This window comes from Streptomyces sp. P9(2023), assembly GCF_032436795.1.
GTDB lineage: Bacteria > Actinomycetota > Actinomycetes > Streptomycetales > Streptomycetaceae > Streptomyces.
In genome coordinates this window covers 1-359 of record NZ_JAUPWM010000230.1, presented here as the reverse complement: position 1 = coordinate 359, position 359 = coordinate 1, and the positions used below count along the sequence as shown (strand labels likewise).

The 359-nt window shown below is 68.2% G+C and carries 1 protein-coding gene; it reads left to right on the top strand.

Features of this window, described 5'->3' with window-relative positions; all coding sequences use genetic code 11:
• Nucleotides 1-14: 14 nt before the first annotated feature.
• The coding region (locus tag Q5762_RS37465) for a hypothetical protein (RefSeq protein ID WP_315896779.1) at nt 15-359 on the top strand (345 nt) is incomplete at its 3' end.

Below are 359 nucleotides of genomic sequence, written 5' to 3'. Positions count from 1 at the left end.
CCGCCACCAAGTACGTGGACGAGCTGTTCAAGACCCCTCGGGACATCACGACCGCCGTCCAGCTGGAGAAGGCCGCTGCGGATGCTCGACTCAGGGAGTGGCAGGCGAAGCTCGACGGGGTGCCGGACGCTGTGCGGACGGACATCCTAGCGGCCGTGCAGAAGGGTGACCTCGCTACCGCAAACCAGCTCCTGGCAGATGCTGCGCGGACACGCACCGCGACGATCCGGGTCCGCATCTCCAAGGACGGGTCCGAGATGTCGGGCGGCGGCAACAAGGCCCTCATCAACGCCGCTGGCGGACTCTACACCGACCGCGCCAACGGGCACCTGCCCAGATGCGCCAGTCGCCCGCTCGTG